We start from the raw sequence: 25,513 nt of genomic DNA, 5'->3' as shown, positions 1-25,513 counted from the left end.
ATGAGCACGCATGCGACGCCCGAAGAAATTCCCATGCAGGACGACAACGGCCATGACCTGGCCATCCGCGTGCGTGGTCTGGTCAACCGCTTCGGCAGCCAGACCGTGCATGAAGACCTGGACCTGGACGTGCGCCGCGGTGAGATCCTCGGCGTGGTGGGCGGTTCGGGTACCGGCAAATCGGTGCTGATGCGCTCGATCCTCGGCCTGCGCGTGCCCGATGCCGGGCAGATCGAAGTGCTCGGCCGCGACGCGCGCGCCGACGACGCCGAGAGCCGCCTGCACATCGAACGCAACACCGGTGTGCTGTTCCAGGACGGCGCGTTGTTCTCGTCGCTGACGGTGGGCGAGAACGTGCAGGTACCGCTGAAGGAGCACCATCGCGAACTGCCCGAGCGCTGGCACTACGAACTGGCGCTGCTGAAGGTGAAGCTGGCCGGCTTGCCCGCCGATGCGATCAACAAGCTGCCCTCGCAGCTGTCCGGCGGCATGCGCAAGCGCGCCGGCCTGGCCCGGGCGCTGGCGCTGGATCCGCCGCTGCTGTTCCTGGACGAACCGACCGCAGGCCTCGACCCGATCGGTGCGGCTGCATTTGACCGCCTGATCAAGACCCTGCAGGAAGCGCTGGGACTGACCGTGTTCCTGATCACCCACGACCTGGACACGCTGTACGCGATCTGCGACCGGGTAGCGGTGATCGCCGACCGCAAGGTCGTGGCCAATGCGCCGCTGCCTGACATCGAGAAACTGGATCATCCGTGGATCCAGGAATACTTCCACGGACCCCGCGCGCGTGCCGCGCGTGGCGAACAGATCGAGAGTGCCTGAGCCATGGAAACCAAAGCCAACTACGTGCTGATCGGCGCGTTCACCCTGATCACCGGCCTGGCCCTGCTGGCCTTCGGCCTGTGGGCCGCCAAGTACTCTTCCGACCGCACCTGGCAGGAATACCGCGTGGTGTTCCGCGAAGCGGTTACCGGCCTGTCGGTGGGCAGCCCGGTGCAGTACAACGGCATCGCCGTGGGCTCGATCACCGAACTGAACCTGGTACCGGACGACCCGCGCCAGGTGGTCGCGCGCATCCGCCTGAACTCCAACACGCCGGTCAAGACCGATACCCGCGCCAAGCTGGCGATCACCAGCCTGACCGGCCCGTCGATCATCCAGCTCAGCGGTGGCACGCCGCAGTCGCCGGCGCTGACCACGGTCAACAAGGACCCGGCGCCGATCATCCCGACCACGCCGTCGGCGCTGCAGAACATCACCGACGTCGCCAACCGCATCGTCGAGCGCATGGACCAGATTCTCAGCGACCGCAACGTGGCTTCGATCAACGCGACACTGGCCAACCTGGAAACCATCAGCGGTGGTCTGGCCGACCGTGACCAGGGCACGCAGGCGCTGCTGCTCAGCGCGCGCGACGCCGCCCGCAGCCTGGACACCACGCTGAAGACCACCAACGGCACCATCGAGCGCCTGGACAAGAACCTGGTGCAGCAGCTGCCGGGCATCATCGACAAGCTCGACGGCACTCTGGCCAAGCTTGATTCGGCCGCCGGCAACGCCGATTCGATCCTTGGCGAGAACCGCGCTGCCATCAACAGCTTCGCCAACGATGGCCTCGGCCAGCTCGGCCCGACGCTGACCGAACTGCGCGGCCTGATCCGCGACCTGCGCCGGGTCAGCGACCGCCTCGAGAACAACCCCGCGCGCTACCTGCTGGGCCGCGACGCACCGAAGGAGTTCGAACCCAAATGAGCCCGACCACCCTTCCGCGCCTGCTGCTGGCCGCTTCGATGGTCACCCTGCTGGGCGGCTGCTCCATCCTTGGCAGCAGCGAGAAAACCGCAGTGACGCTGTACTCGCCGTCCGTGCAGGTCAAGGCGGACCCGGCGTGGCCACAGGCGAGCTGGCAGCTGGTACTGGCCAAACCCAGCGCCGCGCGCATGGTCGACAGTCCGCGCATCAACGTGCGGCCGACGCCGTCGCAGCTGGAGATCTACAAGGGCGCCAGCTGGGCCCAGCCGGCCACCGACATGATCGAGGACACCCTGCTGCGCGGCTTCGAGGATTCCGGCCGCATCCGCGGCGTGGCCCGCAGCACCGCCGGCATCCGCGCCGACTACAAGCTGTCCACCGACGTGCGCCGCTTCGAATCGGATTACCAGGGACAGGCCACGCCGACGGTGGTGATCGAGGTCAACGCCAAGCTGATCCACGTCGCCGACCAGCGCGTGGTGGCTGACCGCACCTTCCGCCAGGCGCAGCCGGTCGGCAGCACCGACGTACCGGCGGTGACCGCGGCCTTCGAGCGCGGCCTGCAGCAGCTGGCGCAGGATGTGGTGGGCTGGACGCTGCTGAGCGGACAGGCCGACCAGCCGACCGTCGCGCGCTGATCGATCAGCGCGGCGTGATCCAGCGGAACGTCAGGTTGATCCGCTCGCCCTGCACCCGCGCCATCTTCGGCAGCGCGTGCTGATAGAACTGTTGGGTCTGACCGGCCATCACCAGCAGATCGCCGTGGCCGAGCAGATACTCGGCCTTCCGCGCCGGGTCATCGCGCCGGCGCAGCAGGAAGCGCCGCGCTGCGCCCAGGCTCAGCGAAGCAATCACCGGGGCCGGCCCCAGCTCCGGCTCGTCATCGCTGTGCCAGCCCATGTAATCACCGCCGCCGCGATAGCGGTTCAGCAGCACGCTGTTGAAGCGGCCGAGGCCCTCCACCTGCAGGCGATCACGCATGGCCTGCAACGCGGGTGGCCAGAAGTGCGGCACGAATTCAGCCCCCGAATAGCGGTAGCGCGCCTGCGGATCGCCGATCCAGCAGCTCAGCCGCGGCGAATCCACCCAGTTGCCGAACATGCGGATGCGGTGGACTTCCCAGGGGACTTCGGCCTGCAGCACGGACAGGAGCCGGTCGGCATCGGTCGCGGCCAGCCAGCCCGGCAGGTGCTGGACATCGGCATCGGGCAGGTCGTGGGGGAGCAGCATGGTCACACGCTAGCACGCCGCCGTTTGCCGTCATGGCCGCCAGCACCGAAAATGGCGCCATGACTGTTGCCCAGATGCTGATCCCGTCCTACCGCCCCCTGTCGCGAGGCCCCGCCCGATGAGCCTGCGCCAGTCGCTGTTCCCGTTGCTGCGCGCCCTGTTCCGGGCCTTGCCATTGCCGCAGGCGCAGCGCGACCGATTGCGCACCCGGCTGTTGGCACGGCATGGCGACTGGGTGCCGCCGCCGCCCAAGGGACAGCAGGATGAGGGGGGCACGCGCGCCAGCGCCCAGCTGCGCCGGCGTGCCGACGAGCCGGCGATCGGCCACGTGCCCTGGCGCGAGGGAGCATTGCCGTCGCCCATGCCGGCGACGCTGGTCGCTTTCTACCTGCCGCAGTTCCACACCTTCCCAGAGAACGACGCCTGGTGGGGCAAGGGCTTTACCGAGTGGCGCAACGTGACCCGCGCCCTGCCGCAGTTCGAGGGCCACATCCAGCCGCGCCTGCCTGCAGACCTGGGCTTCTATGACCTGCGCAACCCTCATGTGATGCGGGACCAGGCACGCCTCGCAGCTGAGTACGGCATCGGCGCGTTCTGCTTCTACTACTACTGGTTCAGCGGCCGCACCCTGATGGAGGATCCGCTGCGCCAATGGTTGGAAGACGACAGCATCGAACTGCCGTTCTGCCTGTGCTGGGCCAACGAGAACTGGGCACGACGCTGGGACGGCCGCGACGAGGACATCCTGATCGGCCAGCAGCACAGCGCCGAGGACGATCTGGCCTTCATCGCACATGTCGCGCCCTACCTGCGCGACCGCCGCGCATTGAAGGTCGAGGGCCGGCCGATGCTGCTGGTCTATCGCCCGCACCTGCTGCCAGACGCCCGTGCGACCGCCGAACGCTGGCGTCGCTGGTGTCGCGACAACGGTGTCGGCGAGATCCACCTGGCGTACGTGCAGGGCTTCGAGCGCCCGGATCCACGCGACATCGGGTTCGATGCGGCAGTAGAGTTCCCGCCGAACATGAGTAATCCGCGTTCGCTGTCGGCGCAACAATGGCTGCTCAATCCGGCCTTCAATGGCGATGTGCGCGACTGGCGCGAACTGGCTGCAGAAATCGCAGCACGCCCGCTGCCGGACTATCCGCTATACCCAGGCGTAAACCCTGGTTGGGACAACGAAGCACGTCGTTCCGGTCGCGGCCGCGTTTACCTGCACGCTTCACCACGTGGCTACCGCGACTGGCTGCATACCACGATCCATGAACGCCTGGCCCCGGCGCCGGCGACCCAGCGGATGGTGTTCATCAACGCCTGGAACGAATGGGCAGAAGGCGCCGTGCTGGAACCGGATGCACGGCTTGGGCATGCCTGGCTCGACGCGACGCGCCAAGCGCTGTCCCCGACTCCGCTCGCCTCACCCCTGCAGGTTTGCCTGCTGGTTCTCATTGATGATCCCGAGTTGATCACCACCGCTTGTGATGCCGCGTGCAAACTGGGGGTGAGCTACCGAGTGTTCATTCCAACCGCGCTACGCCCGCAGGACGCTGCGGTCGATATCATCGGCCATGCTGGCAATGTATTGCCCAGCATCCTGCAGACTCTGGAAACCTTCGGTCCGGATCCATCATTGCTGGCCTGCTGGCTGGATCTGCGCGGAAGCCGCGAAGCTGGACAGCAGCTACCCGGGGCGGCCGCTATCGATGCCGCGCTTCAGCAGTTCAGCGAGAAACCTGCGCTGGGCATGCTCGCGACATCCACCCGGGAGGCAATCGTCGTTTCGCGCAGTCATCTGCGCTGGGCAGCCCGGCTTGGGCTGACGCGCGCGCCAACGCCGCAGGCAGCAGACACGATGTGGCTGCGGGCAGCGGCGCTGCGATCCCTACTGGATGCGCACTGCTATCCCACTGAGCTGGACAACGACAGTGCATTTGACTCGGTCATACAGTTGCTGCCGGACCTTGTTGCCAACGCAGGCTACGTCGTCGCAGGCCCACAACGCCAGCCCTGAGGCTGGCGCTGCGCGGCAACATCGTTGACTTCAGCGCTGGAACGCGACGCCCGTCTTTTCCTTCAGTTCTTCATCGCTGACACCCGGCGCGGCTTCCACCAGCAGCAGTCCCTTGTCAGTCACGTCGAACACGGCCAGATCGGTGATGATGCGGTCGACCACGCCCACACCCGTCAGCGGCAGCGTGCATTCGGCCAGGATCTTGTGTTCGCCGTTCTTGGCGGTGTGCTCCATCAATACCACCACGCGCTGCACGCCGGCCACCAGGTCCATCGCGCCGCCCATGCCCTTGACCATCTTGCCGGGCACCATCCAGTTGGCCAGGTCGCCCTTGTGGGTGACCTGCATGGCGCCGAGGATGGCCAGGTTGACGTGGCCGCCGCGGATCATCGCGAAGCTGTCGTGGCTGCCGAAGTAGCTGGCACCGGCGCGTGCGGTCACGGTCTGCTTGCCGGCGTTGATCAGGTCGGCATCGACTTCGGCATCGGTCGGGAACGGGCCGATACCGAGCAGGCCATTTTCCGACTGCAGCCACACGTCCACGCCTTCGGGAATGTGGTTGGCAACCAGGGTCGGCAGGCCGATGCCCAGGTTCACGTAGGCACCATCGGTCAGTTCGCGGGCGGCGCGTGCCGCCATCTCATCGCGGGTCCACGCCATGTCAGTTGCCCTCCGCGCGGATGGTGCGCTGTTCGATACGCTTTTCAGGATGCGGGTTGTGCACGATACGGTGCACGTAGATGCCCGGCAGGTGCACCTGGTCGGGATCGATCGTGCCGACCGGCACCACCTCTTCAACTTCCACGATGCAGACCTTGCCGGCCATCGCGCAGGCCGGGTTGAAGTTGCGTGCGGTCTTGCGGAACACCAGATTGCCAGCCTCGTCGGCCTTCCACGCCTTGACCAGCGCCACGTCGGCACGCAGCGCGGTCTCCATCACGTAGTGCTTGCCGTCGAACTCGCGGGTTTCCTTGCCCTCGGCCACCACGGTGCCGTAGCCGGTGGCGGTGAAGAACGCCGGGATGCCCGCGCCGCCGGCACGCAGGCGCTCGGCCAGGGTGCCCTGCGGATTGAATTCCAGCTCCAGCTCGCCGGCCAGGAACTGGCGCTCGAATTCCTTGTTCTCGCCCACGTAGGACGAGATCATCTTCTTGATCTGGCGGGTTTCCAGCAGCTGGCCCAGGCCGAAACCATCGACGCCGGCATTGTTGGAGATCACGGTCAGGCCCTTGGCGCCACTGTCACGCAGCGCGGCGATCAGCGCCTCGGGAATGCCACACAGGCCGAAGCCGCCCACGGCCAGCGTCTGGCCATCGGCGACCACCCCTTGCAGGGCCTCCGCCGCACTGGCGAAGCGCTTGCCGCGCTTGCCGGTGGAAGTCGATTGCTGCATTGCTGTACTACCCTGCACGTTGAGGATGACCGCATTCTAGCTGGAGGGCGGCGAAGGGCCTGGATGCGCCGCAGCATTGACGGAGCACCAGGCGGGCATTGGGTAGAATGGGCGATTCCACGCAGAAGGGTGCTTCAGCGCCTACGCCCCTCGATCTACGATGACGCCGACCTTCACAGACGAAGACCTGTTCCGCTGGATCGACGAATGGACACTGCAGAAAAGCGAGCAGTGCCTGGGTGGCGTGCGCAACCGGCAACTTCGCGATGGCCTGCTGACCGCCGAGGTACAGGGTTCGGCCAGGCATCCCTACTACGTGGAGATCGATCTGACGGCCAGTACGCGCACCGCGCGCAGCCGCCTGCAGAGTGCCTGTTCCTGCCCCGTCGGCCGCACCTGCAAGCATGTGGCGGCGGTGCTGGTCTCGTACATGCTGGATTCGCTTGCCATGGACGACGAGAGCCCCCTGACCGAACAGGACCTGACGCAACCGCCGCGTCCTGAACTGCTGGCAGAGCTTTCGCGTTGGCAGAGCGCGCGGATCCGGCCGGCCCAACCACGCCGGAACGGTGTCATCTTCGAACTGTCCACCTACAACCACCACCCCGCCGTGCTGGTCCGGCGCGTCAAGTACGGGGCCGATGGTGCGATCAGCACGGGCAAGTGGATGGATATCACCGCGGACCTGCTGCTGGATCCTCCGGCCTATCTCACGCCGACTGATCTGGCGGTGATGATCCAGCTACGCACCCAGCGGCAGCCCGCGACGAAGGACGAATGGATCGACTTCGCGGCCACCCTGCAGTTGATCGTCTCCAGCGGCCATGGCTGGGTCTCCTGCGGTACGCACGGCGACGTGCCGGCCCGGTCAGGAGCTCCACGCCGCGGCGAACTGGGCTGGACCGTTGGCATGACGCAGGGCGCGACGCTGCTGGAACCCACGTTGAGCGTGGAAGGCGGCGCCAGAGGCGTGGTCCTGGGCCGGAGTGCGTGCTATCTGGACCCGGTCACCGGCGAGGTCGGTCCGCTGCTGCTGGATGTCAGGGCCGAGGACGCCGACGCCTTCCTGAGCCTGCCCAATCTGTTACCCAACGAAGAAGCGGTGGTCGCACAGATGCTGCAACAGATCGACCCTGCCCTGCCGCGCCCCGGTGCAAGCGACACACTGCCCACCCTGCAGATCAGCGCGATGATCCCCGTGCTGCGCCTGCATACGATTGAGTTCCGGCCGGCGTGGCTCGGCCGCCGCGACCCGTCGCAATGGGCCGATATCGCGACCGTGGCCTTCGAGTACGACGAGCACGTGCGGTTCCTGGATGATCCGAGCCTGTTCGCACTCGATCCGGAGGGCCAGCTCGCCCTGCTGCCCCGTGACCTGGCTGAGGAATCACGGCGCGAGGCCCAGCTGCGCACGGTGGGACTGTATCGCGACACGGACCCGCGGGCGCCATTGGACGGCGCTGGCCCGCAGTTCCAGCTGCGCACCCATGACTGGACACGGTTCCTGCTGGATGACGTGCCGCGCCTGGAAGCCTTGGGCTGGAAGGTGGAGACGGACGACGATTTCCGCCATCGCATCACCCGGGTGGATGAGATCGACCTGGACATCCAGGCGGACCCGACGGATGCGGGCTGGTTCAACCTGGGTCTGGACATCCAGGTGGAAGGCCGCAACGTGTCTATGGTTCCGCTGCTGCAGCAGGTGCTGCAGTCCGATCCCCGCTGGATGCGTGGCCAGCTGGACGCCATCGGCGACGACGAGAACGTCCTGTTGATGGCAGGCAACAACACCCGCCTGGCACTGCGGGCCGCGCGACTGAAGCCGATCATGGCCCTGTTGGCGGACCTGTTCGCCCAGCGTGGCGCGCCGCTGCGCTTGTCAGCGCTTGACCGTGGCCGCCTGCAGGCACTGCAGGACACGGCGCGCCTGCAGTTCCGGGGCCGCAAGGATACCCAGGCGCTGGTGCAGCGGCTGATGCAGGCACCCGCACTGGGCGAAGTGCCGCCACCAGCGGGGCTGGTGGCAACGCTGCGTCCCTACCAGCTGGAGGGCCTGTCGTGGCTGCAGTACCTGCGCCAGCAGGGGCTGGGCGGGGTGCTGGCCGATGACATGGGGCTGGGCAAGACCCTGCAGACACTGGCGCATCTGCTGGTCGAGAAGGAAAGTGGCCGCCTGGACCGGCCGGCGCTGCTGGTGGTGCCGACCTCGCTGCTGCACAACTGGCAGAGCGAAGCGGCACGCTTCACCCCGGGCCTGCGCGTACTGACCCTGCACGGACCGGCACGTGAGGTGCTGTTCGAGGCGATCCCCGAGCACGATCTTGTACTGACCACGTATCCCCTGCTGTGGCGCGACGAGCAGGCGCTGCAGGCACATGCCTACCATCTGCTGATCCTCGACGAGGCCCAGCAGGTGAAGAATCCGAAATCGCGTGCGGCGGTCACCCTGCGCACGCTGCAGGCCCGCCATCGCCTGTGCCTGACCGGTACGCCGCTGGAAAACCATCTGGGCGAACTGTGGACGCAGTTCGATTTCCTGCTGCCCGGCCTGCTCGGCAGCGAGAAACAGTTCAACCAGCATTGGCGCCATCCGATCGAACGCGGCAGCGACCACCGTCGCACCACGTTGCTGGCGCAGCGTCTGCGCCCCTTCATCCTGCGCCGGCGCAAGGATCAGGTCGCGTCAGAGCTTCCGCCCAAGACCCTCATTTCCCGCGCGGTGGAGATGGAGGGTGGCCAGCGTGATCTCTATGAAACCGTGCGTGCCGCGATGGAAAAGCAGGTGCGCGAAGCCATCAGCGGCAGCGGGCTGGCGCGCAGCCATATCGTGGTGCTGGATGCCTTGCTGAAGCTGCGCCAGGTCTGCTGCGATCCGCGCCTGCTGCCGGGCGATGCTCCTGCACGCAATGCCGGCTCGGCCAAGCTGGAGCTGCTGCGCGACATGCTGCCGTCGATGGTCGAGGAAGGCCGGCGGATCCTGGTGTTCTCGCAGTTCACCGGCATGCTGGCGCTGATCGCGCAGGCGCTGGAGGAGCTCGGGCTGGCCTATGTGACGCTGACCGGCGATACCCAGGACCGGGCCACACCGGTGCAGCGCTTCATGCAGGGCGAGGTACCCGTGTTCCTGATCAGCCTGAAGGCCGGTGGCGTCGGGTTGAACCTGACTGCTGCAGACACCGTCATCCACTTCGATCCCTGGTGGAACCCGGCGGCCGAAAACCAGGCCAGTGACCGCGCCCACCGCATCGGCCAGCAGCAGCCGGTGTTCGTCTACCGGCTGATCGCCGCAGGCAGCATCGAAGAACGGATTGCCGAGCTGCAGGAACGCAAGGCCCTTCTGGCGGAATCGATTCTGGAAGGCGGCGGCAGCACGGGTCCACGCTTCAGTGAGGAAGACGTCCAGGCGCTGCTGGCGCCGTTGCCGGGCCTGCCGGCCAAGCGCACCCGCCGGCCAGGCCGACGATCGCCGCAGGCCTGATCCGTGGCGCCAGTCAGGTGGCGTTCTCCGATGGAAACGATTCCCAAACGGGACTGGGACTACAATTGAGGGCTGAGCTCACAAAGGATCTGATCGATGCCCCTGCCCGCCTTCAAGGCCTACGATATCCGCGGCCGCGTGCCGGAAGAACTGAACGAAGACCTGGCGCGCCGCATCGGCGTCGCCCTGGCTGCGCAGCTCGCTCCCGGCCCGGTGGTCCTCGGCCACGATGTGCGCCTGACCAGCCCGGCGCTGCAGGATGCACTGGCCGCAGGCCTGCGTGGTACCGGTCGTGAGGTGATCGACATCGGTCTGTGCGGTACCGAAGAGGTCTACTTCCAGACCGATCACCTCGGCGCAGCCGGCGGTGTGATGGTGACCGCCAGCCACAACCCGATGGACTACAACGGGATGAAGCTGGTCAAGGAGAACGCCCGCCCGATCAGCTCCGATACCGGCCTGTTCGCGATCTCCGATGCGGTCGCCGTCGATACGTCCGAGGCCCAGCCGCCACGCGCCGGGCAGACCGCCCAGCATGACAAGAGCGCCTATATCCAGCATCTGCTGAGCTACGTCGACGCCGCCAAGCTCAAGCCGCTGAAGCTGGTGGTCAATGCCGGCAACGGTGGTGCGGGCGCCATCGTCGACCTGCTGGCACCGCACCTGCCGTTCGAGTTCATCCGCATCTGCCACGAACCTGATGGCAGCTTCCCCAACGGCATTCCCAACCCGCTGCTGCCGGAAAACCGCGCCGCCACCGCCAATGCGGTGCGCGAACACGGCGCCGACTTCGGCATTGCCTGGGACGGTGACTTCGACCGCTGCTTCTTCTTCGACCATACCGGCCGCTTCATCGAGGGCTACTATCTGGTCGGCCTGCTGGCCAAGGCCATCCTGGCACGCAATCCCGGTGGCAAGATCGTGCACGACCCGCGGCTGGTCTGGAACACCGTGGAAATGGTTGAACAGGCAGGCGGCGTGCCGGTGCTGTGCAAGAGCGGCCACGCTTTCATCAAGGAAAAGATGCGCGCCGAAGATGCGGTGTACGGCGGCGAGATGAGCGCCCACCACTACTTCCGCGAATTCGCCTATGCCGACTCCGGCATGATCCCGTGGCTGCTGATCGCGCAGCTGATCTCCGAGAGCGGCCGCTCGCTGGCCGACTGGGTCGAAGACCGCATGGCGGCCTATCCCTGCAGCGGCGAGATCAACTTCAAGGTGGCCGATGCCAAGGCCGCCGTGGCCCGCGTGATGGAGCACTTCGCCGCGCGGTCGCCCGCGCTGGACCATACCGATGGCATCAGCGCCGATTTCGGCGACTGGCGCTTCAACCTGCGCAGTTCCAACACCGAGCCGCTGCTGCGCCTGAACGTTGAAGCCCGCGGCGACGCAGCGCTGATGCAGGCGCGCACCGACGAAATCTCCCGCCTTATCCAGCAGTAATCAAGGAAGATCATGAGCAACATCCAGCCCGTCATCCTGTCCGGTGGTTCCGGCACCCGCCTGTGGCCACTGTCGCGCGAGGCGTATCCGAAGCAGTTCCTGCCGCTGGCAGGCGAACTGACGATGCTGCAGGCCACCTGGCAGCGCGTCGCGCCCATCGCCACCCACGGCCCGTTGGTGATCGCCAACGAAGAGCATCGCTTCGTCGCTGCCGAGCAGCTGCAGCAGGTCGGCGCCGAGCCGGCTGCCATCATCCTGGAACCGGTTGGCCGCAATACGGCGCCGGCGATTGCGGTCGCAGCCCTGGAGGCCACCCGCGACGGCGCCGATGCGCTGCTGCTGGTGCTGCCCTCGGACCATGTAATCACCGATGAGGCTGCGTTCCGTGCAGTCGTGCAGGCTGCAGCCAGCGCTGCCGAGGCCGGCAAGCTGGTGACCTTCGGCATCGTGCCGACCGGTCCGGAAACCGGCTACGGCTATATCAAGGCCGCCAATGGGCAGGGCCTGCGTGCGGTCGAGCGCTTTGTCGAAAAGCCCGACCTGGACACCGCCACCGGCTATGTGGCCAGCGGCCAGTACTACTGGAACAGCGGCATGTTCCTGTTCAAGGCCTCGCGCTACCTGCAGGAACTGGAGCGCTTCCAGCCCGACATGCTGGCCAGCAGCCGCCAGGCCTGGCAGCAGGCCCGTCGCGATTCGGATTTCACCCGCCTCGACAAGGAGGCGTTCGCCACCGTTCCCTCCGATTCCATCGACTATGCCGTGATGGAAAAAACCGAAGACGCCGTGGTGATTCCGTTGGACGCCGGCTGGAACGACGTCGGTTCGTGGACCGCACTGCGCGATGTATCGCATCAGGATGGCGATGGCAATGCGCACCAGGGTGACGTGATCGCGATCGACTGCCGCAACACCTATGCCTATGCACAGCGCCTGGTGGCACTGGTCGGCCTGGATGACGTGATCGTGGTCGAGACCGACGACGCGGTGCTGGTCGGCAAGGCCGACCGCATGCAGGAGGTCAAGACCGTGGTGGCGCAGCTGAAGGCCGACGGTCGCAGCGAGGCCACCTGGCATCGCAAGGTCTACCGCCCGTGGGGCGCCTACGATTCGATCGACAACGGCGAGCGTTTCCAGGTCAAGCGCATCACCGTCAAGCCCGGCGGTACGCTCAGCCTGCAGATGCATCACCATCGCGCCGAGCACTGGATCGTGGTCAGCGGCACCGCCGAGGTGACCCGCGGCGACGAGGTGATCCTGCTCAGCGAGAACCAGAGCACGTACATCCCGCTGGGCGTGACCCACCGCCTGCGAAACCCGGGCAAGCTGCCGCTGGAGCTGATCGAGGTGCAGTCCGGCAGTTACCTGGGGGAGGATGACATCGTGCGTTTCGAGGACACGTACGGGCGTAGTTGATCCGACGCCCTGCGGCGGGTGCCGACCGTTGGTCGGGGTGGGTGCCGACCGTCGGTCGGCACGTCGCCTGCCGGGTCAGGCAATCTCCGCCATCACCCGCTTCAGGCCGTCCTGCCATGCAGGCAGCACGATGCCGAAATCCTGCTGCAGCTTGCGGTTGTCCAGCACCGACCAGGCCGGGCGCTTGGCCGGAGTCGGGTATTCGGAACTGGGAATCGCCTCGACGGTCGGCACCTTCGCCAACACGCCGGTCGCCAGCGCCTCGGCGAAGATCGCCTCGGCGAACCCATGCCAACTTGTCTGGCCGCTGGCCGTCAGATGCCAGGTGCCGGACAGCTGCCCCGGATGCTGCAGTGCCTGCGCAGTGACATCGGCAATCAGCGCGGCCGGTGTCGGCGTGCCGATCTGATCGGCCACCACACGCAACTGGTCGCGCTCGGCGCCCACCCGCAGCATCGTGCGCAGGAAATTGGCGCCATGCGAGGCATACACCCACGCCGTGCGGAAGATCAGATGACGACCGCCGGCCGCGCGAACCGCATCCTCGCCATCGCGCTTGCTGGTGCCGTACACGCCCAATGGCGCGGTCGGCTCGTCCTCGCGGTAGGGCGCGCTGCCCTGGCCATCGAACACGTAGTCGGTGGAGTAATGCACGAAGGGCACGCCGTGCGCCGCACACCAGCGCGCGATCACGCCCGGCGCCTGCGCATTGGCGGCGAAGGCGGCCTCGGCATCCTGCTCGGCGCGATCGACCGCCGTGTAGGCGGCCGCGTTGACCACCACCGATGGCTGCAGGCGATCCAGCAATGCCGGCAGGCTGTCGCGCTGGCCGAAATCGGCGGTTTCGCAGGCACTTCCGTCGGGCAGTTGCCCGCTGCGGGTAGTTGCGACCACCTTGCCCTGCGGCGCCAGCGCGCGCAGCAGCTCCTGGCCGACCTGGCCATTGCCGCCGAACACCAGCACCGTCACGGGATGTAGACCGGCAGGCGGTCTTCGGCAATGTCCTTCAGGAACGGAGCGGTCTCGTCCTTGGCCGACAGGGTCGGCGCACTGATCGGCCAGTCCACTGCGATATCAGCATCGTTCCAGCGAATACCCGCATCCGCTTCCTTGACGTAGACATCGGTGCACAGGTAGCTGAACAGCGCACGTTCGGAGAGCACGGCAAACCCATGCGCGAAGCCTTCCGGAATCCAGAACTGCTTCCTGTTTTCCGCACTCAGCACCACCGCTTCCCACTGGCCGAAGGTCGGCGAGCCACGACGGATGTCCACGGCCACGTCATAGACCTCGCCCTCCAGCACGCTGACCAGCTTGCCCTGCGGGCGTGGCCATTGGTAGTGCAAACCGCGCAGCACACCGCGGACGGACGAGGATACGTTGCTCTGCACGAAACTGCCCGGCAGGCCTTGGTCCTGGAAGCGTTCGGCATTCCAGGTCTCAAAGAAGAATCCGCGCGAGTCGCCGAACACTGCCGGTTCGATCACCCGGCATCCTGCCAGCGAAGTCTCAACGATCTTCACGGCACTACGCCTCGTTCAGCCAGCTTGTTCAAGTACTGACCATAGCCATTCTTGATCAACGGCGCGGCCAGCGCCTGCAACTGTTCGGCGCTTATCCAACCCTTGCCGAAAGCGATTTCTTCAGGGCAACAGACCTGCAGCCCCTGGCGGGTCTGGATGGTCTCGATGAAGTTGGAAGCTTCCAGCAGCGACTGGTGAGTGCCGGTATCGAGCCAGGCATAGCCACGGCCGAGTGCCTCCAGGTGCAGATTGCCTTCTTCCAGGTAACGCTTGTTGAGATCGGTGATCTCCAGCTCGCCGCGCGGCGACGGCTTCAGTTCGGAAGCGTAGTCACTGGCCTTGCCATCGTAGAAGTACAGGCCGGTGACTGCGTAGTTCGAACGGGGATTCTCCGGCTTCTCGACCAGATCGATGACCTTGCCGCTGGTGTCGAACTCTGCGACGCCATAACGCTCCGGGTCGTTCACCCAGTAGCCGAACACGGTCGAGCCGTCCACGCGCTCGTCGGCGCGCTTGAGCACTTCGCGCAGGCCGTGGCCGTGGAAGATGTTGTCGCCCAGCACCAGGCAGCTCGGCTTTCCGGCGACGAAGTCGCGGCCGATCAGGTAAGCCTGGGCCAGCCCATCCGGGCTCGGCTGCACGGCGTACTGGATATCCATGCCCCACTGCGAACCATCGCCCAGCAACTGCTGGAACAACGCCTGCTCGTGTGGGGTGTTGATGATCAGCACTTCACGGATGCCCGCCAGCATCAGCACGCTGAGCGGGTAGTAGATCATCGGCTTGTCGTACACCGGCAGCAGCTGCTTGCTGACGCCCTTGGTGATCGGATAAAGGCGGGTGCCGGAACCACCGGCGAGGATGATGCCCTTGCGCTGGGTCATGGTGTCTCCTGGGTTCAAGCCGTGGTGCCGATGCGCTGCAGACGGTAGCTGCCGTCGAGCACACCGTTGACCCAGTCCTGGTTGTCCAGGTACCAGTCGACGGTGAAGGCGATGCCCTGCTCGAAGGTGTAGGCCGGTTCCCAGCCCAGGTCGTTCTTCAGCTTCGATGCATCGATCGCGTAACGGCGGTCATGGCCCGGGCGGTCGGTAACGTAGGTGATCTGGCTGCTGCGCGGCTGGCCATCCTCACGCGGGCGGCGCGCATCGAGCAGCGCGCAGATGGCCTGCACCACTTCGATGTTCTGCTTTTCCGAGTTGCCGCCGACGTTGTAGGTCTCGCCGACCTGGCCCTTGGCCAGCACGGTGCGGATCGCCTCGCAGTGGTCGGACACGAACAGCCAGTCACGCACCTGCTTGCCGTCGCCGTACACCGGCAGCGGCTCGCCGGCCAGCGCCTTGGCGATCACCAGCGGGATCAGCTTCTCGGGGAAGTGGTACGGGCCGTAGTTGTTGGAGCAGTTGGTGGTCAGCACCGGCAACCCGTAGGTGTGGTGGAACGCACGCACCAGATGGTCCGAAGCCGCCTTCGACGCCGAGTACGGCGAATTCGGGGCGTACGGAGTGGTTTCGCTGAATTTGCCGGTCTCACCCAGCGTGCCGTACACCTCGTCGGTGGACACGTGCAGGAAACGGAAGGCCGCGCCCTGTTCGGCCGGGAGCGCCTTCCAGTAATCGCGCACTGCTTCCAGCAGGCCCAGGGTGCCGACCACGTTGGTCTGGATGAACGCGCCCGGGCCGTCGATGGAACGGTCCACGTGGCTTTCGGCGGCGAAATTGAGCACGGCGTCCGGGCGGTGCTCGGCCAACAGACGCGCTACCAGCTCGCGGTCACCGATGTCGCCCTGCACGAAAACGTGATCGGGATTGCCGTCCAGGCTGGACAGGGTCTTCAGATTACCGGCGTAGGTCAATGCGTCGAGATTGACGACCTTGACACCACGGGCGACAGCTTCGAGAACAAAGTTACCGCCAATGAATCCGGCACCGCCGGTGACAAGCCATGTGGGCACTACCTGTTCTCCTGTTGATGATTCATATCGGTCGCATGCCGCAACCCGGTTCAGCGCAACAGGATACATCGGGGGCACCTTCACGACTGCCTTCGCACCGTGAACGAGGCATAGCATCCGGCATACCCTTGTCGCACCGCAACATAACCATACGCATTCGCATGGTCCCCCCAAGCCAGCTAGAATCGGGGTCCCACCCCCGAACCGGTTGCTTTTCCAGGACCGGATGATCTCCAGCAAATGTGAGCCGGCCAGCGGCCGGCACTACAAGGACCCCGTACCAGATGAAAATCCTCGTCGCGTACAAGCGCGTGGTGGACTACAACGTCCGCATTCAGGTCAAGCCGGACGGTTCCGGCGTGGTCACCGACGGCGTCAAGCTGTCCCCCAACCCCTTCGATGAAATCGCTCTGGAAGAAGCCCTGCGCCTGCGCGACAAGGGCATCGCCAGCGAAGTCGTGGTTGCCACCATCGCCCCTGCCGACGCCCAGGCGCACCTGCGCAACGGCCTGGCCATGGGCGCAAACCGTGCCATCCACGTCGTCACCGACCAGGCCATCCAGCCGCTGACCGCGTCGCGCACCCTGCTCAAGCTGATCGAAAAGGAGCAGCCGGATCTGGTGATCCTCGGCAAGCAGGCCATTGACGACGACGCCAACCAGACCGGCCAGATGCTGGCCACACTCTGGGGCCGCCCACAGGCGACCTTCGCCAGCAAGCTCGAAATTGCCGATGGCAAGGCCACGGTGACCCGTGAAGTCGACGCCGGCCTGGAAACGCTGGAAGTGGATCTGCCGGCCGTGGTCACCACCGACCTGCGCCTGAACGAACCGCGCTTCATCAAGCTGCCAGACATCATGAAGGCCAAGGCCAAGCCGCTGGAGACCCTGCAGCTGGCCGACCTCGGCGTTGAAGCCGCCGACACCTTCAAGACCACCCAGTACGCCGCGCCGTCCAAGCGCAGCAAGGGTGTGATGGTCAAGGACGCGGCCGAACTGGTTGCCGCACTCAAGCAGAAGGGGTTGCTGTAATGAGCAGGATTCTCGTCATCGCAGAGCACCACGACGGCAAGCTCAACGCCGCCACCGCCAAGACCGTCAGTGCCGCCGCCGCCATCAGCGGTGCCAGCATCGACGTGCTGGTGCTGGCCGCCGATCCGGCCGCTGTCGCCGCTGAAGCCGCGAAGATCACTGGGGTCGCCAAGGTCCTGACCGTGGCCAACGCTGCCAACGCGCAGGCCATCGCCCAGGTGCTGGCGCCGCAGATCGCACAGCTGGCCAAGGGCTACACCCACGTATTCGGCCCGTCGACCACCTTCGGCAAGGACCTGATGCCGTGCGTGGCCGCCCTGCTCGGCGTCAACCAGGTCTCCGACCTGATGAGCGTTGAAGGCAGCCACACCTTCAAGCGCCCGATCTACGCTGGCAACGCGATCATCACCGTGGAAGCCCCGGCCGACCAGATCGTGGTCGCCACCGTGCGTGCCGCCTCGTGGCCGGAAGCCGCCCAGGGTGGCAATGCCACCGTTGAAGCAGCCAGCGTCGACGCTGTCCTGCCGACCCACACCCGCTTCGTCGGCCTGGCCGCCGGTGCCAGCGACCGCCCGGACCTGCAGAGCGCCAAGCGCGTGGTCTCCGGTGGCCGTGGCGTCGGTTCGGAAGAGAACTTCAAGGTCATCTTCCAGCTGGCCGACAAGCTCGGTGCCGCCGTTGGTGCCTCGCGTGCGGCGGTCGATGCCGGCTACGTGCCCAGCGACCTGCAGGTCGGCCAGACCGGCAAGATCATCGCCCCGGAGCTTTATGTGGCGGTGGGCATCAGCGGCGCGATCCAGCACCTGACCGGCATCAAGGATGCCGGCACGATTGTCGCGATCAACAAGGACGGTGATGCGCCGATCTTCGAGATTGCTGATATCGGACTGGTGGGGGATCTGTTTGCGATCCTGCCAGAACTAGAGAAGGCGCTCTGAACAGCGCAATGTGAAAAAGCCCGGCGAAGTTCGCCGGGCTTTCTTGTTTTACCTGACCCGTCCTGAATTGAGTTGGCACATTTCCCTTGGGAAAGGAATGTTCAATGAGATCAGCACCCTGACGGCGCCGTCCTGATTTCACCGCGATGGCCTGTAAGACGGATCATCTCGGCCAGTGTTTACTCCCACGGGCATCATTCCGATCGCAGTATCCAAGAATTGCATCTGGGAAGGTCCGCCGCATGGTGGCCGAGGCCGTGGAAGCAAATGACAGCGATCGGCCCTGCCTGGTCTTTGGAATGCACGCTCTTTACAGCAGGCAGGAGGGCCTTTGCCGCCTCACGGCGGTCGGCTCCTTCCACGCGCAGTCAAATACAGACCAGAATGCCGCCTTCAGGTCGCTTCAAAACAAAACCGGGATCAGGCCAAGCCGGATGCTTCGCACATTCTTCGATATCGCCCGGCTCGGCGGGCACGTGATTCAACGTGCGTCCATTGGAAAGCTCAAGCAGCCCTTTCAACGCGCGCTTGTCGGCGAACGCAGTCAGATTCAGGTCCATCCAAGCCGTTGCCAAGGGCATGGAATGTGCCCAGTTCAGGCGGCGATTGACCACGGCAACCGGCATCTGGTCCGTATAGCCAGGCGTACGGATCATTTCGTCATATATGCGCTGTGCAAGCAGGCGATCGAAGGCGTTCAACTGCAACTGATCGCTATGCACGCGATGACCCACCGCTGTAAAGCTCAGCAGCAGTATCCCCCCGAGTACTAGAACCAGTGCTCGCCCCAACCGCCCCTGCGCGAACCATCCCACCCAGTAGATGCCCATAGCGCACGCAAGAACAACCCCTCCCAGCACGCGCGGCGCAGGCCACCAAACCTTACCGACCGCGATCACGCCCATAGCGGCTGCCGGAACAAGCCCCATTGCGATGATTGGCAAGACGGAACCCATGCGAGGGCGCACCAGAAGACGAAGCAACAACAGAAGCCAGCCCGACGCAACCATACTCCAGAAGAGCCCCTTGGCTGCAGATCCGTACCCTACCAGCAAGGTACGCTGCCACAGAAATCCGCCTAGCGAGACAATTTCCTGGGCACGCAGATAGAGCTTATCCAACGGAAGAAAGCCGGCTCGGCCGACTTCACTGATGCCAAGAGCGGTCACCAGCGACTTGTGAATACACAGGTACGCCACCAAGGCACCACCCAGTACCAGAATGGCGTAAAACAGAGGCCGGTACGCTGCACACTCACCACGCAACGAGCCCCCAGTCCGCAGATAGGTCTGGATGATACCCAGCAATATCATCAATGCTGCAATGTTGATCAGCAGCTGGTACATGGACAGCGCCGCCACCAGCATGATCCAGGCCAACCACCAGAACCGTGGCCGCGTAGCCACGATGAAGATCGCGGCAACGCCCATCGCACAGGCCAACTGCGCAGTGAATGATGCCTCGGAGAAGGTCAGGATTTCCGCCGAGTAGGGATGCAAGGTCACCATCAATGCGGCAAGACCTGTCGCACCGAGACGGCGCTGTCGCCGGTCGGCAAAAGCTGTAAACATCAAAGGAGTGCTGAAAGCGAAAACCGCCAGCCCTACGCCCTGCAACAGGGTCGCGAATGCCAAGGGATCAATCGCAAACGCGCCCAGCAGCTTGAAGACCAGGAACTGCCCGAACCGGCCTTGGCTGAAAAGCTGCTCGAGCGTCGGCCATCCCTGCAGATAGGCATAGGAATCCGTTGACAGCCCTGGGGAAAGCACAAAGGGCAGCCGGGCCAGAGTGGTCAGGCCTGCCACCACCAGGCAGGTCAGCAGCAGCTGCCCGATCGCAGACGCCGGCAGCAAGCCACGGAGCCGGGCATGCAGGGGACCATAGTCAATCATGTTCTCGGCTCCACGATCGGGCAACGCAATGCATCAATACGTACTCGTGTTCCGTGGGGACAGCACCCATACAAGATGGCGATCGACCATCAGCCACTGTGGGACTTCGGCACGCTGATCAATCTCGCCCTGAATACGGGCGCAGAGCACATCGTCGCAGGGCCGGGTGTAGATCGACATATCCTTGAACAGGTAATTGCGCAGGGCTCGATTGCTGTGCAGCCACCCCATGGTTTGATTGCCATGGACGTCACCGAACAGGATCACATCGTCGAATCGTCCCGCATTGGCCGCCTGGACCCGTGAGATCTCCATTCCGGTGCTCTGCATGGCGGGAAAAACATGCCTGGTGCCGGAATAGGCCGATTGCCAGCCGAGCAGGCCGGTAGAGGCCAGCGGCAGCGCAAGCAGCAGGCCAGGCAGCAGAGCCCTGCGCTCGTACACCAGAAAGATGATTGGCACAGCGCAAAGCAGCCAGAGCCACACTGTTGAGCGCAAGGGAATCGATAAGCCAGAGATCACCGAAAGCGAGGCATCGATGCTCAGCAGCATTGCTGCTGACAGCAGCAATGCAAGGCATTGGCGGGTACGAATGCGCTGATGGATACATAGGGCAAACGCAACAGCAGCGGCAAGAAGGGCGGGCCAAAGCGGCTTGACCGCCTGGAACCACGCCAGATAGCGCACGATGTTTCCCTGCAGCGAACCGCCATGCATCAGAGGAGTAGCTTCACGCCACGCTGCCGGCTTGATCGAGAATGTCCCGTGAAACACGTAATTCAATGTGAAGACCAACAGCACAGCGCAGGCAAACGCCAGCACATATATCAACGCCCCGAGCACGATGCTCCGATAACTGCCGTTGCATCGCGCCGCGTACATGAGCAGGAAAAGAGGGCCGAAGGAAGGATAGAAAAGGAATCCCGCGACGACCGCAACAGCCATCACGAGGCGCCTTCGCCCATCACTTTGCGCTCGCTGCATGGCCAGGCAACCCAATACCGTCACGACGACGCCGGTGACCTGCGTCACCGGCCACTGCATGGTTTCTGCAGTCATTGGTGACAGAAATACCAGCAGTGCAGCCAACACACCTGACGACGGGGACACCACCCTTGCAATGGCAACGCACATCAGCGAAAACGCGACCAGATACAACCCAAACGCGGCCTGGATGCTGAGATTGGGGCTGAACTTGGACCACAGGAAGTTGCCCCACCGCCCTTCTGAACCGGCCTTGCTGAAAGGAGTTTCGAACCCCTGGTCGAAACCGGATAGCAGCCAGTCGAAATCATCGTGGGCGATGAACGGCGCGGTGAGCTGACCCAGGCTGTACATGCCCAGCAGTATCAGGGCGGCATACAGCAGATAGCTGCGATCCAGGCGATCAAACCCGCTCTCACAAGCGCGGGCCAGCTGATTCAAATTCATACGTGGCATGATGTCCATCAGCTGCCCCGAATCCAGCAGCCGGGACTGCTGGCACAGGGCCAGTACGGGGCAGCCCGCCGTGCACCGGGCCATGATCGGCCCTATACTAACTGACTAGGTGAATTTTCCTCCACTTCGGGGTGGGTATGGCGACCAACGCGGCTATGGGCGACCCGTCAAGCCAGATCGATCTTTCGATCGTTGTTCCGGCTTATCGCAGCGAGAAGACGCTGGCATCGCTCGTCGCGGCCATTGAAGCCGCCATCGGCGGGCGATACGCGCTGGAGTTGATCCTGGTCAACGACCGTAGCCCGGACCGTTCCTGGGCGGTCGCATCCGAGCTGGCCCGAACCCATTCATGGGTCCGGGCGGTGAATCTGCGCAAGAACGTCGGACAGCACATGGCGATCTTCGCTGGGCTCCGGGAGTGTCGTGGCCGGGTCATTGTTACCATGGACGACGACCTGCAGCATGCGCCGTCCGATATTCCGACCCTGGTGGACGCCCTGGATGCCGACCATGACGTCTGCTATGGCACGTTCACCGGGCGCAAGCATGCTGCCTGGAAAATCCTCGGCAGCCGCTTCAACGATCTTGTGGCGACATGGCTGCTGGAGAAGCCCAAAGGGCTTTATCTGTCTCCGTTCAAAGCGTTCAAGCGTGGCGTTCGCGATGAGGTAGTGCAGTTCCGCGGCCCTGCCATTTATCTGGATGGCCTGATCCTGTCGGCCACCTCACGCATCACCACGCGAAGCGTGGGCCACCATGCCCGCGAAGACGGCACTTCAGGCTACAGCCTGAAGAAGTCGATCTCGCTGTGGTTGAAGATGGCCACCAGCTTCTCGGTCGCACCGCTGCGGATGGCATCCCTGACCGGCATGGTCATTTCAGCCATTGGCTTCATCTTCGCCGCGTTCATCACCATCCACAAGCTGCTCGATCCGAGCATTGCTGTGGGCTGGTCGTCGCTGATTGTGGCCATCCTGATCATGGGCGGCGTGCAACTGTTGGCACTGGGCGCCATCGGCGAGTACGTCGGTCGAATCCTGCTCAATTTCACCACACCCACGCAGTACGCCATTGCCGAGCGCGTAAACCCGGCGCCGGACACGCAACAATGAAGTCGCACCAGGCCAAGCAACTGGCCGGGAAGCTTGTCCGCTTTGGCGCAGTGGGTGGTACCAGCACGTTGCTGTTCTCCGCGCTGACCTGGCTGCTGGTCAGCAAAGGCGGCATGCACCCGGTACTGGCTACCGTGGTGGCTTATCTGCTGCTGCTCCCGCCCAACTTCATCGCCCACAAGTATTTCACCTTCGCGTCCAAGGGACAGGTGTCCACCGAGTCGACACGATTCCTGCTGGTGCATGGCCTGAACATCGCGTTGTCGGCCGGGGGCATGGCAATCATCTCCCAGGCATCCCTGGACTATCGCTGGGGCATTCTGTTCTCGGCCATCGCGGTGCCGATCATCGTCTTTGTGGTGATGAACGCCTGGGTCTTCCGCACTGCGCCCCGACACTGAAGCCGGAAGCACAGGGCTTTTTCCCACCGTGCTGCTCTAGCGGAGCGCGGGGCTTCCAGAGAGGGCCTGCTGCCAGCGCCAGGCATCAGCGCAGATGTCCTGGAGGTCCTTCTGCGCGCGCCAACCCAGCACTCGATTGGCCAAAGAGGGGTCGGCCCAGCACTCGCCGATGTCACCAGCGCGACGATCCTGTAGGCGATATGGGATTGGACGGCCGACCACCGCCGAGAAGGCTTCAATCAGCTCCAGCACCGAATAGCCACGACCGGTTCCCAGATTCAACGTCAGTTCGCGCTCACCGCCTGTAGCGAGGGCATCGAGTGCCGCAACATGCGCCTTGGCTAGATCCATCACGTGAATGTAGTCGCGCACCCCGGTTCCATCGGGCGTTGCGTAGTCGGCGCCGAACACACGGATGTAATCGCGTTGCCCCGCAGCAGTCTGGGTGATGTAGGGAGCAAGATTGTTCGGCACTCCCCGCGGCAGTTCGCCGATCAGCCCACTGGAATGCGCGCCGACAGGATTGAAGTAGCGAAGAATTGCCGCGTTCAGGGATGCACCCGGCGCATGCACGCAATCACGTATCAGCCATTCCCCGATCAGTTTGGTGCGCCCGTAAGGGTTGCCGGGCCCAACGGGTGCTCCTTCGGCGACCGGGCATGTTTCCGGCTGACCATAGACCGTCGCCGAAGAGCTGAACACGATGTGGCGGCTCCCCACCGCCTGCATGGCCTCCAATAGGCAGGTGGTTCCCGCGACATTGACATCGTAGTACCTGGCCGGCTGTTCCGTGCTTTCCGAGACCGACTTCAAGGCAGCGAAGTGAATGACCGCGTCGGGCCGGAAACGCTGCATGCTCGCCACGAGAGCCTCGCTGTCCCTGATGTCCAGCTCATCCAATGCAAGTCGCTGCCCGGCGATACGCTCGATGCGATCAACGATCCACCGCTCGCTGTTGCAGAAATTGTCGATCACCTGCACCTGATGACCTGCAGCCAGCAGCTCCACAACTGTATGCGATCCGACAAAGCCGGCCCCGCCCGTAACCAGAACCTTCATTCTTGAGTGCCATCCATCTGTGACTTGTGCTGCGCCGCCGTATCCGGAGTCAGATATCCATCCAGTTCGCGCAATCGCTGGCGGAAATCAGACCAACCGCGATCGCGTCGCAAGGATTCAACCTGCCGCTTGACCCGCGCGTTGCGCAGTGCGGCCGATGCACGCAACCGGCCCAGCTCCTGCACGAAACCATCCACATCATCTGCAACAGCGACCATATCCTGGGTAGCCAGGAAGTCGACAATGCCGCCTACCGCAGCTGCACAGATGGGCAAGCGCGCCGCAGCCACATCGAACAGGATCGTCGGAGTGCCTTCCCATGCAGTGGTATGCAGGTAAGCGAAGTGCTCGCTGCTGGCTACGGCCTCCAATCGATTGAACTCACCATGCAATGTGACGTTGGTCAGCGAGCGCAGCCGTTGAAGGTCCTGCCCAGCAGCACCAGACATCACTTGGGCACCGTACACGTCGAACTGTACATCGGGCATCCGTGTCGCGATGGCGGCCAGCAGGTCCGGCCGCTTCTGCCGGTCCAGGCGCCCCGCCCAAAGTACGCGCGCGGCGGAATCGGCAGACAGTGCCACGTCGACCGCTTCCGGAAGGGTACCGTCATAGGGGAAAGGGACCACCGTGAACAACGAAGCGGGGATACCCAGTTCGCGCGTCCAGATCCTTGGGTAGCAGGAATTGTCACAGATCACTGCGGACAGGTAGGGATAGCAATAGCGAAGATAATCTCGCGCATACCCGACCGGGTTCATCCGCTGGTCGTAGTCATCACAGAAGATGGACGCGTAGATCCGGCTGTGCTGGGTAAGCGCCAGCCCGTGGCGAAGGATCATTTCCCAGCCGACCCGGGAGTTCACCAGATGCACCAGCGGCGCACGCAGCTGCACAAGCACGCGCGTCATCACTGCCACTTGCTGGTTGAAGTCGAGCGACGCACACAACCCGCCAAAGTCTACGTGAGTAGCCTGAGGCGGGAGGCGTGATGCCCACGGTGACGTCGCGTTCTCCGTCGACAGCACCAGGATCCGCGCCTTGGCGTTGCTTTCCACGATGGCATTGCAGTGGTAGAGGATCCCCCGGTCCGCGCCCCCCTGCTTCAGCCAGGGAATCAGCAGGACGTGACTGTAGGGCAGCGAGCCGATGGCCTGGGAGACGGCATCGAAGACGCGACCTGGAGCCACATCCATTGGCACTGCATAGAACGCGTAGCGATCCACGCCCGACCCTGGCGGTAGCAGTTCAGGCTCCAGTGCCGCGAGGGTAAGCATTTCTTCGTGCAGCCACGCAGGCATGGCCGGTGCAGACGCGCCATGGGTGCCGGCTTGTTCCAGGCCGTCCGGCCCGAACAGCAACGCGTAAAGGCGCCGCACCCAATGGGCGACACGGCGCGTGTAGCGGTTTCGCACCCAGCGGCTGTGGGTCATG

Annotated in this window: 22 protein-coding genes; 11 read left to right on the top strand and 11 right to left on the bottom strand. The window is 64.5% G+C overall.

The window, feature by feature from the left end:
• Genes N7573_RS08630 through N7573_RS08620 form a run of 3 tightly spaced genes read left to right on the top strand, consistent with a single transcriptional unit; the run spans position 1 to position 2,396 of the window.
• On the top strand, positions 1-828 hold the full coding sequence (locus N7573_RS08630; protein WP_279913912.1) for an ABC transporter ATP-binding protein: 828 nt from the start codon (positions 1-3) through the stop codon (positions 826-828).
• A gap of 3 nt (positions 829-831) precedes the next feature.
• The gene (locus N7573_RS08625; RefSeq protein ID WP_014035909.1) at positions 832-1,758 is read left to right on the top strand and encodes an MlaD family protein; all 927 of its coding nucleotides are present in this window, start codon (positions 832-834) and stop codon (positions 1,756-1,758) included.
• Positions 1,755-2,396 (top strand): ABC-type transport auxiliary lipoprotein family protein, encoded by a 642-nt coding sequence (locus N7573_RS08620; protein ID WP_049398417.1) that lies wholly within the window; start codon positions 1,755-1,757, stop codon positions 2,394-2,396. Before N7573_RS08625 ends, N7573_RS08620 begins: the two co-directional genes overlap by 4 nt.
• 4 nt (positions 2,397-2,400) lie before the next feature.
• Here the strand turns inward: N7573_RS08620 and N7573_RS08615 are convergent, their stop codons facing one another.
• On the bottom strand, positions 2,401-2,988 hold the full coding sequence (locus tag N7573_RS08615; protein WP_279943124.1) for an alpha-ketoglutarate-dependent dioxygenase AlkB: 588 nt from the start codon (positions 2,986-2,988) through the stop codon (positions 2,401-2,403).
• Between the two features lie 118 nt (positions 2,989-3,106).
• Between N7573_RS08615 and N7573_RS08610 the strand changes: the two genes are divergently transcribed.
• Positions 3,107-4,999 carry a glycoside hydrolase family 99-like domain-containing protein gene (locus N7573_RS08610; protein ID WP_125892543.1) on the top strand — a complete coding sequence of 631 codons (1,893 nt, stop codon included), beginning with the start codon at positions 3,107-3,109 and terminating at the stop codon, positions 4,997-4,999.
• A gap of 30 nt (positions 5,000-5,029) precedes the next feature.
• Here N7573_RS08610 and N7573_RS08605 read toward each other — a convergent pair whose 3' ends face one another.
• Entirely contained in the window at positions 5,030-5,659 is a 630-nt protein-coding gene (locus N7573_RS08605) for a CoA transferase subunit B (protein ID WP_279912361.1), read from the bottom strand.
• Between the two features lies 1 nt (position 5,660).
• Positions 5,661-6,392 (bottom strand): CoA transferase subunit A, encoded by a 732-nt coding sequence (locus N7573_RS08600; protein ID WP_049461372.1) that lies wholly within the window; start codon positions 6,390-6,392, stop codon positions 5,661-5,663.
• Between the two features lie 160 nt (positions 6,393-6,552).
• On the opposite strand from N7573_RS08600, the gene N7573_RS08595 reads away from it, so the two are divergent.
• The 3 genes from N7573_RS08595 (at position 6,553) to N7573_RS08585 (ending at position 12,729) form a co-directional block, all read left to right on the top strand.
• The gene (locus N7573_RS08595) at positions 6,553-9,870 is read left to right on the top strand and encodes a DEAD/DEAH box helicase (RefSeq protein WP_279912362.1); all 3,318 of its coding nucleotides are present in this window, start codon (positions 6,553-6,555) and stop codon (positions 9,868-9,870) included.
• Between the two features lie 96 nt (positions 9,871-9,966).
• Complete coding sequence (locus tag N7573_RS08590; protein ID WP_049398412.1) at positions 9,967-11,313, top strand: phosphomannomutase/phosphoglucomutase; 1,347 nt, start codon at positions 9,967-9,969, stop codon at positions 11,311-11,313.
• 12 nt (positions 11,314-11,325) lie between these two features.
• Positions 11,326-12,729 carry a mannose-1-phosphate guanylyltransferase/mannose-6-phosphate isomerase gene (locus N7573_RS08585; protein WP_032127990.1) on the top strand — a complete coding sequence of 468 codons (1,404 nt, stop codon included), beginning with the start codon at positions 11,326-11,328 and terminating at the stop codon, positions 12,727-12,729.
• Between the two features lie 75 nt (positions 12,730-12,804).
• Here N7573_RS08585 and rfbD read toward each other — a convergent pair whose 3' ends face one another.
• The 4 genes from rfbD to rfbB are packed head-to-tail and all read right to left on the bottom strand — an operon-like array spanning position 12,805 to position 16,206.
• The gene (rfbD, locus tag N7573_RS08580; protein WP_279912363.1) at positions 12,805-13,698 is read right to left on the bottom strand and encodes a dTDP-4-dehydrorhamnose reductase; all 894 of its coding nucleotides are present in this window, start codon (positions 13,696-13,698) and stop codon (positions 12,805-12,807) included.
• Positions 13,695-14,252, bottom strand: a complete 558-nt coding sequence (gene rfbC, locus N7573_RS08575) for a dTDP-4-dehydrorhamnose 3,5-epimerase (protein ID WP_279912364.1) — start codon at positions 14,250-14,252, stop codon at positions 13,695-13,697. Before rfbC ends, rfbD begins: the two co-directional genes overlap by 4 nt.
• A complete protein-coding gene (gene rfbA, locus N7573_RS08570) occupies positions 14,249-15,136 on the bottom strand; it encodes a glucose-1-phosphate thymidylyltransferase RfbA (RefSeq protein ID WP_032127987.1) in 888 nt (295 codons plus the stop codon). The genes rfbC and rfbA overlap by 4 nt, the downstream gene beginning before the upstream one ends.
• A gap of 14 nt (positions 15,137-15,150) precedes the next feature.
• Positions 15,151-16,206 carry a dTDP-glucose 4,6-dehydratase gene (gene rfbB / locus N7573_RS08565; protein WP_107432743.1) on the bottom strand — a complete coding sequence of 352 codons (1,056 nt, stop codon included), beginning with the start codon at positions 16,204-16,206 and terminating at the stop codon, positions 15,151-15,153.
• Between the two features lie 284 nt (positions 16,207-16,490).
• On the opposite strand from rfbB, the gene N7573_RS08560 reads away from it, so the two are divergent.
• Positions 16,491-17,237 carry an electron transfer flavoprotein subunit beta/FixA family protein gene (locus tag N7573_RS08560; protein WP_012509979.1) on the top strand — a complete coding sequence of 249 codons (747 nt, stop codon included), beginning with the start codon at positions 16,491-16,493 and terminating at the stop codon, positions 17,235-17,237.
• Positions 17,237-18,175, top strand: a complete 939-nt coding sequence (locus N7573_RS08555; protein WP_279912365.1) for an electron transfer flavoprotein subunit alpha/FixB family protein — start codon at positions 17,237-17,239, stop codon at positions 18,173-18,175. Before N7573_RS08560 ends, N7573_RS08555 begins: the two co-directional genes overlap by 1 nt.
• Positions 18,176-18,543: 368 nt before the next feature.
• On the opposite strand, the gene N7573_RS08550 is transcribed toward N7573_RS08555, so the two are convergent.
• Both N7573_RS08550 and N7573_RS08545 read right to left on the bottom strand, forming a co-directional pair.
• A complete protein-coding gene (locus N7573_RS08550) occupies positions 18,544-20,067 on the bottom strand; it encodes a glucosyltransferase domain-containing protein (protein WP_107432741.1) in 1,524 nt (507 codons plus the stop codon).
• A gap of 33 nt (positions 20,068-20,100) precedes the next feature.
• Positions 20,101-21,516: a hypothetical protein gene (locus N7573_RS08545; RefSeq protein WP_279912366.1), complete on the bottom strand. Its 1,416-nt coding sequence runs from the start codon at positions 21,514-21,516 to the stop codon at positions 20,101-20,103.
• A gap of 128 nt (positions 21,517-21,644) precedes the next feature.
• Here N7573_RS08545 and N7573_RS08540 point away from each other — a divergent pair, with 128 nt between their 5' ends.
• Together N7573_RS08540 and N7573_RS08535 are read left to right on the top strand one after the other, a co-directional pair.
• Positions 21,645-22,619, top strand: a complete 975-nt coding sequence (locus N7573_RS08540; RefSeq protein WP_235202861.1) for a glycosyltransferase family 2 protein — start codon at positions 21,645-21,647, stop codon at positions 22,617-22,619.
• Positions 22,616-23,020: a GtrA family protein gene (locus N7573_RS08535; RefSeq protein ID WP_032127980.1), complete on the top strand. Its 405-nt coding sequence runs from the start codon at positions 22,616-22,618 to the stop codon at positions 23,018-23,020. Before N7573_RS08540 ends, N7573_RS08535 begins: the two co-directional genes overlap by 4 nt.
• 36 nt (positions 23,021-23,056) lie before the next feature.
• On the opposite strand, the gene galE is transcribed toward N7573_RS08535, so the two are convergent.
• The gene (galE, locus tag N7573_RS08530) at positions 23,057-24,079 is read right to left on the bottom strand and encodes a UDP-glucose 4-epimerase GalE (RefSeq protein ID WP_032127979.1); all 1,023 of its coding nucleotides are present in this window, start codon (positions 24,077-24,079) and stop codon (positions 23,057-23,059) included.
• On the bottom strand, positions 24,076-25,512 hold the full coding sequence (locus tag N7573_RS08525; protein ID WP_279912367.1) for a glycosyltransferase: 1,437 nt from the start codon (positions 25,510-25,512) through the stop codon (positions 24,076-24,078). The genes galE and N7573_RS08525 overlap by 4 nt, the downstream gene beginning before the upstream one ends.
• Between the last annotated feature and the right edge of the window lies 1 nt (position 25,513).

The sequence above is a fragment of the Stenotrophomonas sp. GD04054 genome (assembly GCF_029836955.1).
Classification (GTDB): domain Bacteria; phylum Pseudomonadota; class Gammaproteobacteria; order Xanthomonadales; family Xanthomonadaceae; genus Stenotrophomonas; species Stenotrophomonas maltophilia_A.
Note: the sequence above shows the minus strand (reverse complement) of the source record. Positions and strands in the feature narration are given on the sequence as shown.

Coding starts and splice junctions, on each gene's coding strand:
- N7573_RS08630 (WP_279913912.1), top strand. CDS start 1: ATGAGCACGCATGCGACGCCCGAAGAAATTCCCATGCAGGACGACAAC.
- N7573_RS08625 (WP_014035909.1), top strand. CDS start 832: ATGGAAACCAAAGCCAACTACGTGCTGATCGGCGCGTTCACCCTGATC.
- N7573_RS08620 (WP_049398417.1), top strand. CDS start 1,755: ATGAGCCCGACCACCCTTCCGCGCCTGCTGCTGGCCGCTTCGATGGTC.
- N7573_RS08615 (WP_279943124.1), bottom strand. CDS start 2,988: ATGCTGCTCCCCCACGACCTGCCCGATGCCGATGTCCAGCACCTGCCG.
- N7573_RS08610 (WP_125892543.1), top strand. CDS start 3,107: ATGAGCCTGCGCCAGTCGCTGTTCCCGTTGCTGCGCGCCCTGTTCCGG.
- N7573_RS08605 (WP_279912361.1), bottom strand. CDS start 5,659: ATGGCGTGGACCCGCGATGAGATGGCGGCACGCGCCGCCCGCGAACTG.
- N7573_RS08600 (WP_049461372.1), bottom strand. CDS start 6,392: ATGCAGCAATCGACTTCCACCGGCAAGCGCGGCAAGCGCTTCGCCAGT.
- N7573_RS08595 (WP_279912362.1), top strand. CDS start 6,553: ATGACGCCGACCTTCACAGACGAAGACCTGTTCCGCTGGATCGACGAA.
- N7573_RS08590 (WP_049398412.1), top strand. CDS start 9,967: ATGCCCCTGCCCGCCTTCAAGGCCTACGATATCCGCGGCCGCGTGCCG.
- N7573_RS08585 (WP_032127990.1), top strand. CDS start 11,326: ATGAGCAACATCCAGCCCGTCATCCTGTCCGGTGGTTCCGGCACCCGC.
- rfbA (WP_032127987.1), bottom strand. CDS start 15,136: ATGACCCAGCGCAAGGGCATCATCCTCGCCGGTGGTTCCGGCACCCGC.
- N7573_RS08560 (WP_012509979.1), top strand. CDS start 16,491: ATGAAAATCCTCGTCGCGTACAAGCGCGTGGTGGACTACAACGTCCGC.
- N7573_RS08555 (WP_279912365.1), top strand. CDS start 17,237: ATGAGCAGGATTCTCGTCATCGCAGAGCACCACGACGGCAAGCTCAAC.
- N7573_RS08550 (WP_107432741.1), bottom strand. CDS start 20,067: ATGATTGACTATGGTCCCCTGCATGCCCGGCTCCGTGGCTTGCTGCCG.
- N7573_RS08545 (WP_279912366.1), bottom strand. CDS start 21,516: ATGGACATCATGCCACGTATGAATTTGAATCAGCTGGCCCGCGCTTGT.
- N7573_RS08540 (WP_235202861.1), top strand. CDS start 21,645: ATGGCGACCAACGCGGCTATGGGCGACCCGTCAAGCCAGATCGATCTT.
- N7573_RS08535 (WP_032127980.1), top strand. CDS start 22,616: ATGAAGTCGCACCAGGCCAAGCAACTGGCCGGGAAGCTTGTCCGCTTT.
- galE (WP_032127979.1), bottom strand. CDS start 24,079: ATGAAGGTTCTGGTTACGGGCGGGGCCGGCTTTGTCGGATCGCATACA.
- N7573_RS08525 (WP_279912367.1), bottom strand. CDS start 25,512: ATGACCCACAGCCGCTGGGTGCGAAACCGCTACACGCGCCGTGTCGCC.